The 8,147-nt window shown below is 69.4% G+C and carries 10 protein-coding genes; all 10 read left to right on the top strand.

The window, feature by feature from the left end:
• Positions 1 to 754 (top strand): CoA transferase (locus A5646_RS00695; RefSeq protein ID WP_197505081.1); only part of this gene is annotated, 754 nt, incomplete at its 5' end.
• 159 nt (positions 755 to 913) lie between these two features.
• Positions 914 to 1,477, top strand: coding sequence for a hypothetical protein (locus A5646_RS00690; protein ID WP_066861544.1), 564 nt, complete (start codon positions 914 to 916; stop codon positions 1,475 to 1,477).
• 3 nt (positions 1,478 to 1,480) lie between these two features.
• Positions 1,481 to 2,185, top strand: coding sequence for an NIPSNAP family protein (locus A5646_RS00685; RefSeq protein WP_066877133.1), 705 nt, complete (start codon positions 1,481 to 1,483; stop codon positions 2,183 to 2,185).
• A gap of 62 nt (positions 2,186 to 2,247) precedes the next feature.
• Complete coding sequence (locus A5646_RS00680; RefSeq protein WP_067019127.1) at positions 2,248 to 3,423, top strand: cytochrome P450; 1,176 nt, start codon at positions 2,248 to 2,250, stop codon at positions 3,421 to 3,423.
• 1 nt (position 3,424) lies between these two features.
• A complete protein-coding gene (locus A5646_RS00675; protein ID WP_067019124.1) occupies positions 3,425 to 4,393 on the top strand; it encodes a zinc-binding dehydrogenase in 969 nt (322 codons plus the stop codon).
• Between the two features lie 7 nt (positions 4,394 to 4,400).
• Positions 4,401 to 5,159, top strand: a complete 759-nt coding sequence (locus tag A5646_RS00670) for an HpcH/HpaI aldolase/citrate lyase family protein (protein WP_067019121.1) — start codon at positions 4,401 to 4,403, stop codon at positions 5,157 to 5,159.
• Entirely contained in the window at positions 5,156 to 5,557 is a 402-nt protein-coding gene (locus tag A5646_RS00665; protein WP_067019118.1) for a nuclear transport factor 2 family protein, read from the top strand. The genes A5646_RS00670 and A5646_RS00665 overlap by 4 nt, the downstream gene beginning before the upstream one ends.
• Complete coding sequence (locus A5646_RS00660) at positions 5,554 to 6,282, top strand: SDR family NAD(P)-dependent oxidoreductase (RefSeq protein WP_067019115.1); 729 nt, start codon at positions 5,554 to 5,556, stop codon at positions 6,280 to 6,282. Before A5646_RS00665 ends, A5646_RS00660 begins: the two co-directional genes overlap by 4 nt.
• Positions 6,264 to 7,784: an NAD(P)/FAD-dependent oxidoreductase gene (locus A5646_RS00655; RefSeq protein ID WP_067019112.1), complete on the top strand. Its 1,521-nt coding sequence runs from the start codon at positions 6,264 to 6,266 to the stop codon at positions 7,782 to 7,784. Before A5646_RS00660 ends, A5646_RS00655 begins: the two co-directional genes overlap by 19 nt.
• Positions 7,781 to 8,147: alpha/beta hydrolase fold domain-containing protein (locus A5646_RS00650; RefSeq protein ID WP_156765478.1), on the top strand; the 367-nt coding region annotated here is incomplete at its 3' end. The genes A5646_RS00655 and A5646_RS00650, both read left to right, overlap by 4 nt.

Raw genomic sequence — 8,147 nt, 5'->3', positions numbered from 1 at the left:
GGCCGCCTTCTGGTCGCGGGCCGGGGTGGCGCACCTGCTCACCCGCCCCGGCGACACGCCCCCGTTCCAGCGCGGCGGCATGGGCGACCACTCCGCCGGGATGACGATGGCCGCGGCCGTGTGCGCGGCGCTGCTCGCGCGCGAACGCACCGGGACGGGCCAACTGGTCACGACCTCGCTGTACCGGCAGGGCGCCTACACCGTCAGCTTCGACCTCAACACCTATCTGATGAGCGGCCAGCCGATCGCGATCGGCCAGCGCGAAACGATGGGCAACCCGTGCATGAACAACTACGCCGCCTCCGACGGGCGGCGGTTCTGGATCGTCGGCCTGGAGCCCGAGCGGCACTGGCCGGCGCTGTGCCGCGCGGTGGGCCGGCCCGAGTGGCGCGACGACCCGCGCTTCGCCGATGCCCGGGCCCGCGCCGCGAACTCGGCCGCGCTGATCGCCGCGCTGGATGACATCTTCGCGACGCGGCCCCTCGACGAGTGGGCGCAAATCTTCGCCGGCGAACCGGATTTCTTCTGGTCGCCGATCAACACCCTGGAGGACGTCGTCGCCGACGAGCAGTTCCACGCCGCGGGCGGAATCGTTTATGTGCCCGACGCCGCCGACGAACACGCCGCCGTGCCGATGGTCGCCACGCCGGCGGACTTCCACGGGACGCCCTGGGCACCGCGTTCTGCGGCACCGGAACTCGGGCAGCACACCGAGGAAGTCCTGGCCGACCTCGAGGCGCGCCGCGGTTCCTGACGGCCCGCGCGGAGCTTTACAAATTTCGCCGGAAGTGTCACGCTGTCCGGTGAGCCGCGTCGCCCCGTGCGGGGTGCGGCTCCAGCCCCTGGGAAAGCCCATGACAAGCGCGTGAGACCCGCCAGCGGACCGCGGCGGGTGGTGGTGAGGAATGGATCGATGGTCGCTCCGACGTTCGACATCAGCAAGAGCAGCGCCGCGGAAACAACCCGCGCCAACGGCGAGGGTCTGCGTTACCGACTCGACGTGGTGGCGGCCAGCGCCGTCGATGTCGTGCAATCGGCGGGCGGCTGGCTCTACGACCGGGCGATGGCCGGTTGGGAGGTGACCGTGCTGCTCCCGCGTGGTTGCGACACCCGGTCGCTGCGGATCCTGGGGGTGCGGGCAGTGGACCTCGAGCCGGAGCTCGCCGGGCTGGGGGAGGGCTCGACGAGCCTGGCCGTCAGCGCCGAGGCGTTCACCGCCGACGCCCGGGTGCGGGCCGTGGTCCTCGAGGCGCTGGACAACCGGCTGACCGAGGTCGCGCTGTGGGGCGACGGGTGGCCGCTGGGCGTGGCCCGCGCGACCACCCGGGCGCAGCATCTGCTCAGCGGCGCGGCCCGCATGTTCAAGGGCTATGCGCTTGCGGCGGCGGGCATTCCGGTCACGACGGTCGGCGCCACCGAGGCGCTGCTGTGCGACGTGGGTTCGGGGTCCGACTCAGAGCTGATCCGGCTCGACTAGGCCATGAAGAAGTACTTCCGACACACGCTGCTCTACCTGCACGAGACGATCTCGCTGGGATCCGGGCGAAGTGAGGAGTTCACCGAGATCTTCGCCGACACCTATCAACCGATGATGGAACAACTCGGCGCCCGGCTCTTCGCGATCTGGGAATCCACGCCGTACAACGGTCACTGGCCGCAGGCGACGATCATCTGGGAGATCGACGGGTTCGCCGATTACGCCAGGATCGGCGCCGCGCAGGCCCGCGGCGGCAGCCACGAGGCCGCATCCGGAAAATGGGCGGCATTCCTGGCCGACATCGGCGCCTCGGGGGAGGGTCGCATCATGTACCCCGGCCCCAGCAACAAGACGCTGACCCAACTGCGCGAGGCCAATTTCACTGCGCCACTGGTGATTCAAGAGATAATGCAGACCAAACCGGGCCGCCAGGACGACTACATCCGCGAACTGGAGCGGCTCTACGTTCCCTGGTCGGAACGCACCGGTAAGCGCTGGCTCGGTTCGTTCACCACGACCTTCCGCTACAACGAGGTCATCCACTACTGGGCGCTGGACGGCGGCTGGGACTGCTTCGCCGAGCACTACCCCTCCTGGAAAGAGAGCCCGCCCGCCGAGATCGTCACCTGGATGAGCGTGGCCCCCGCGTTGCGCGACGGCTGGGAGGATTCCATTCTGCAGGCCCTACCGCCCTCGCCGCTGCAGTGACGGAGATACGGAAACCTTTGATCGTCAAGGACTTCAGCTACGATCCCTTCGATGCGGCGGTGATGGCGAACCCGTTGCCGTACTACCGGATCCTGCGCGATCACCACCCGGTGTACTACATGCCGCAGTGGGACACCTTCGCCCTGTCGCGTTTCGAGGACATCTGGACGGTGTTGGAAGTCAACAACGGCACCTTCGTCGCCTCGGAAGGGACGTTGCCGCCGGCATCGGTTCTGGCGCAACACAACAGCGGCCCGGTCGCCGACCCGCCGCTGCACCCGTTGCCGTTCCATGCCATGTTCGACGCCGACCTGTACGGCGAGATCCGGCGGACCCACTCCCGGCCGTTTCGGCCGCGGGCGGTCACCGACCTCGAGGGCCGCATCCGCGCGCTGGCCAACGAACGCCTCGACGCCCTGCTGCCGGACGGGTCGTTCGACCTGACCCAGGACTACGGCGGCATCGTGGTGGCCGCCATCGTCTGCGAATTGTGCGGCATCCCCACCGATCTCGCGCCGCATGTCCTCGCCACCGTCAACGCCGGCAGCCTCGCCCAGCCCGGCGAAGGCGTGGACACCGGGCAGGCTCGGCCCAACTACTTCGAATACCTGCTGCCCGCGGTCCAGCGCCGCCGCGCCGATTCTTCCGGCGGACCGCTCGACGTCGTCGACGGCCTGCTCGGCTATCACCTGCCCGACGGCAGCGCGCTCGACGACATGGAAGTCGCGACCCAGATGCTGTGCATCTTCATCGGGGGAACCGAGACGGTGCCCAAAATCGTCGCCCACGGCCTCTGGGAGCTCAGCCGCCGGCCCGACCAGCTGGCCGCAGTGCGCGCCGACCTGGAGAACAACGTGCACATCGCGCGCGACGAGATGATCCGATTCTGCGCGCCGGCGCAGTGGTTCGCGCGAACGGTGCGCAAGCCCTTCGAGATTCACGGCGAGACCCTCAGCCCGGGCCAGCGCGTCATCACCCTGCTCGCATCCGCGAACCGCGACGAGCGTGAATACCCCGAGCCCGACGAGTTCATCTGGGACCGGCCCATCCGCCGCTCGCTGGCGTTCGGCCGCGGCCAGCACTTCTGCATCGGATATCACCTGGCGCGGCTGGAAGTGGCTGTGCTGCTACAGGAATGGCTGCGCCGGGTCCCCGAGTACGCGATCAACAGCCAAGCCGCCACCCGGCTGCCGTCCAGCTTCCAATGGGGCTGGAACAACATCCCGGTGGAGGTCTGACGTGTGGTCCTACCGGATCATCGCCCCGTATCAGTTCGAACGCACCACGATTGACGACAAGACACCCGACGGCCTGGCCGACGGACAGGTGCTGCTGCGGTTTTCGGCCGCGGGGGTCTGCGGCAGCGACCTGCCCGCCTTTCGCGGCGCCAAGGGCCGCATCCCGGGTGACGACGGCCGCAGCGGCCCCGAAAAGGACGGCTTTCCCATCCACGAGGTCGCCGGCGAGGTGATCGCCAGCCGGCATCCCGCACACCGTCCCGGCGATCACGTGGTCGGCTGGGCGTCCGGGTTCGACGGCATGATGGAACGCATCGTCAGCAACGGCGAAGGACTGGCGCCCTACGATCCGGCGCTTACTCCCGCCCAGGCGGTGGGGCTGCAACCCCTGGCCTGCGTCCTGTACGCCTGCGAGCAACTCGGCGACCTCGCCGGTCGGCACGTCGCGATCATCGGGCAGGGATCGATCGGGCTGTTGTTCTCCTATGTAGCCAAGGCGGCGGGTGCGCGGCGGGTCACCGGCGTCGACCCGATCGACCGCCGCGATGTGGCAAGGGCTTTCGGGGCCGACGACGCGGTGCGCGCCACCAGCGACCGCTGGGTGAGTCAGCTCGATCCCTCCGACCGCGCCGACGTCGTCATCGAGGCCGTCGGCCACCAGGTCGCCACCCTGACCCATGCGATCGACGCCGCCGCCCCCGGCGGCACCGTGTTCTACTTCGGCGTCGCCGACGACGAGATGTACCCAATCAACATGCGGGCGATGCTGCGCAACAACCTCACCCTGAAATCCGGTGTGACGCTGGACCGCCGGCGAATGCTGGAGCTGGCGGGCAAGTTCGCCGCCGAGCACCCGTGGCTGCTGGGCGCCTACCTGACCCACACGTTCGGCATCGACGGGGTGCAGGACGCCTTCGAGCTGGCCTGCCGGCCGGACCCCGAACGCATCAAGATCGCGATCGCCGGATGAGCCGACCATGACGGACACTTCGCCGAGCAATCTGCAGCTGGCGCTGGGCCGCAAGACCCCGATATTCGGCGGCTGGGTCACCGGCCCCACGGCGCTGGGCCCCGAGGAATTCGCCCGCGCCGGTTACGATTACGTCGGCTTCGATGCCCAACACGGCTATCTCGACGACGCCGCCATCGCCGAAATTCTGCGCCGCACCGAGCACCTGCCCGTCGGCACCGTGGTGCGTCTGCCCAACGCCGACGCCGCACCGATCGGACGGGTGCTGGACGCCGGCGCGGACGCCGTCGTCATCGCAATGATCGAGTCGGCGGACCAGGCCGCCGCGGCGGTCGCCGCGACCCGCTATCCGCCGCGGGGCGTGCGCAGCTTCGGCCCGCTGCGCGCCAGCCTGGGGCACGACCCCGCCGCCCACGAGTCGCGCGTCGGCGTGTTCGCGATGATCGAGACCGCGGCGGCGCTATCCGGCATCCACGAGATCTGCGCCGTCGACGGCCTCACCGGAATCTACGTCGGCCCAGCCGATCTGGCCATCTCACTGGGCGCCGGGGTCGTCGGCGCCACACGGCATCCGCAGGTCTTGGACGCGATCGTGCGCGTCCACCGGGCCGCGTCCGACGCAGGCCTGGTCACCGGCATCCACGCCGGAGACGGCAAGACGGGCCACGCCATGGCGCAGCTGGGATTCGGCATGATCACCCTGGCCGCCGAGTCCCAAGCGCTGCGCCGCGGCGCCGCCGAACACTTGCGCGAGGCGACGCAATGACCCACGACGACCACGAGGGGATCCGTGAGCTGCTCGCCGGCTACGCCCTGGCACTAGACGCCGGCGACGTCGAGGAGTGCGTGCAGCTGTTCGCGCCCGACGGCGAATTTCTGGTCTACGGCAAGACCTTTGCCGGCCGCGACGCGATCGCGGGCATGTTCCGCGACGCGGCCCGCGGCCTGCACCTGACCGGAAGCGCGCGCATCGAGGTCGACGGGCAGCGCGCCGCCGCCCGATCACAGGTGCTGTTCGTCCGCGCCGGCGACCTGCAACTGCGGCCCGCCCTCTACGACGACGAGCTGACCCGCATCGACGGGCGGTGGCGCTTCGCGCGGCGCCGCTGCCGCTTCGTCACGAGCGCCGGGCTGGCCAACAGCCCCGAGGTGAGTCCAGCATGAACCGACGCGTCGCACTGGTGACCGGCGCCGCCGGCGGGCAGGGCTGGGCCATCGCGAAACGCCTGCGCGACAAGGGCTTCGCTGTGACCGCCTGCGACCGCCGGGCCGACGAACTGCGCGCCACGGTCGGCGACGCAGGCGACGACGGCGTGCTCGCCGTCGAGCTCGACGTCACCTCGCCCGAGCAGTGGGACTCCGCCGTGGCGGAGGCCGTCGGCCGGTTCGGATCGCTGAGCACGCTGGTCAACTGCGCCGGCGTCCTGCACCGGGCACCGCTGAGCGAGGAGACGGCCGAAGGCTTCGAAAATGCCTGGCGCGTCAACTGTCTGGGCCCATTTCTCGGAATACGCGCGGCGCTGCAACACCTGCGCGAGGCGCCGAACGCGTCGGTCGTCAACATCTGCAGCACCGGCGCCATCAGGCCCTTCCCGCAGCACGCCGCGTACGGGTCGTCGAAGTGGGCCCTGCGCGGGCTGACCCAGACCGTCGCGGCCGAACTCGCGCCCGCCGGCATCCGGGTCAACGCCGTCTTCCCCGGGCCCATCGCCACGACGATGCTGGACGAGGCCACCCAGACACGGCTGGCCGCGGCGTCGATGGTCGGCCGGATCGGCGAGGCCGATGAGGTCGCCGACGCCGTCGCCTTCTTGGTCTCCGATGAGGCATCGTTCATCACCGGCTCCGAACTCGTCATCGACGGTGGCCAATGCTTGCAGATCCGATGAGCGACATCTCGATCGGCATCATCGGCGCCGGTCCCGGTGGCCTGGCGCTGGGAATCATGCTGTCACGGGCAGGTTTTGACGACTTCACCATCTTCGACCGCGAGGACGGCGTCGGGGGCACCTGGCGGATCAACACCTATCCGGGACTGGCCTGCGACGTCAAATCGCACCTCTACTCCTACTCGTTCGACCTGAACGCCGACTGGTCGAGGCTGTGGTCGGGGCAGCCCGAGATTCTCGACTACTTCCAGCGCTGCGCCGACAAGTACGGATTGCGGCCGCACCTGCGCCTGCGCACCGAAATCAAGGCGGCGCAATGGCATTCGGACTCCCAACAGTGGTGCCTGACCACCGCGTTGGGTGACCAGCACCGCTTCGACGTGGTCGTGTCGGCGGTCGGCCTGTTCACCCGGCCGCTGCTGCCCGAACTCGTCGAACAAGAGCCCTTCGCCGGGACCGTGATGCACTCGGCCCGCTGGGATCACTCGATCTCGTTGCAGGGCAAGCGGATCGCGGTGCTGGGCACCGGGTCGACGGCTTCCCAGCTGATCCCCGAGCTGGCCAAGGTGGCCGACAAGGTTTACTCCGTGCAGCGGTCGCCGACCTGGATCTTGCCGAAGCCCGACCGGCACTACACGCCGCGGGAGCGCTGGATGTTCGCCCACCTGCCGTTCGCCAAAAGGCTTTACCGGACCCGGCTGTGGCTGCGCAGCGAATCCAACATCGCGGTGATCGAGCACGGCAGCGAAAAGACCGAACAGTTCAAGGCCGTCGCGCTGGGTTTGTTGGAGAAGACCGTCGACGACGAGGACCTGCGCCGCAAGCTCACGCCCGAACACCCGATGGGCTGCAAGCGGCTGGTGTTCTCCTCGGATTACCTGCCCGCGCTGACCCGGCCCAACGTCGAGGTGGTGACCAGCCCGGCGCGCTACCTGCGCAGGCGCTCCCTGGTCACCGAAGACGGCACCGAACGCGAGGTCGACGTGGTCGTCTGTGCCACCGGGTACGCCGCGGCGGACTACCTCGCCGAGCTGGACGTGTCCGGCGAACACGGAATCACCCTGCGAGACGTGTGGCGCGACGGGGCGCGCGCGTACCTCGGCATGGCCGTGCCGGGATTCCCCAACTTCTTCATGCTGTACGGGCCGAACACCAACGTCGGCTCCAACAGCGTCATCTTTATCCTCGAGGCGCAGGCGCGCTACATCGTGCGGGCGCTGAAGTATTTGCGGCGCAGGGGCAGGCGTTACATCGCGGTGCGACCCGCCGCGCTGGCCGACTTCGTCGCCAAGATCGATCGATGGATGGTGGGCACCGTCTGGACCACCCAGTGCAGCAACTACTTCCGCGCCCCCAACGGGCGGGTGGTCACCCAATGGCCGCGCAGCGCCCGGGCCTTCTGGAGCATGACGCGCAGGTTCAGGCCGGGCGACTTCCGCTTCACCGCGCCCGCTACGTCCGAACCCCAGGTGTTCACCATGCCCGAGCGGGGCAGCCGATGACACGGCTGGACGGCGCCGACCGCCTCGATCCCGCGCTGCGTGACGTCGCGACGACCCGGACCGACTTCTCCCGGGCCGCAATCGAACTCATTCGCACACCGTTCAACGAGCGCCGCCGCCTGGCCGCCGAACAGACCGACGCACCCGGGATCCGGATCGGTGAGGACAGCGCGGCCGGCGTGCCGGTGCGCGTCTACCGCGGCGGGCCCGCCGACCGGGCACCGGTGGTGGTGTACTGCCACGCCGGCGGCTTCGCGCTGGGCAACCTGGACACCGATCATCGCCAGTGCGTCGAGCTTTCGCGCCGCGGCCGGTGCACGGTGGTTTCGGTGGACTACCGGCTGGCGCCCGAACACCCCTATC

Source organism: Mycobacterium sp. 1245499.0 (genome assembly GCF_001673615.1).
Lineage (GTDB): Bacteria > Actinomycetota > Actinomycetes > Mycobacteriales > Mycobacteriaceae > Mycobacterium > Mycobacterium europaeum_A.
Note: the sequence above shows the minus strand (reverse complement) of the source record. Positions and strands in the feature narration are given on the sequence as shown.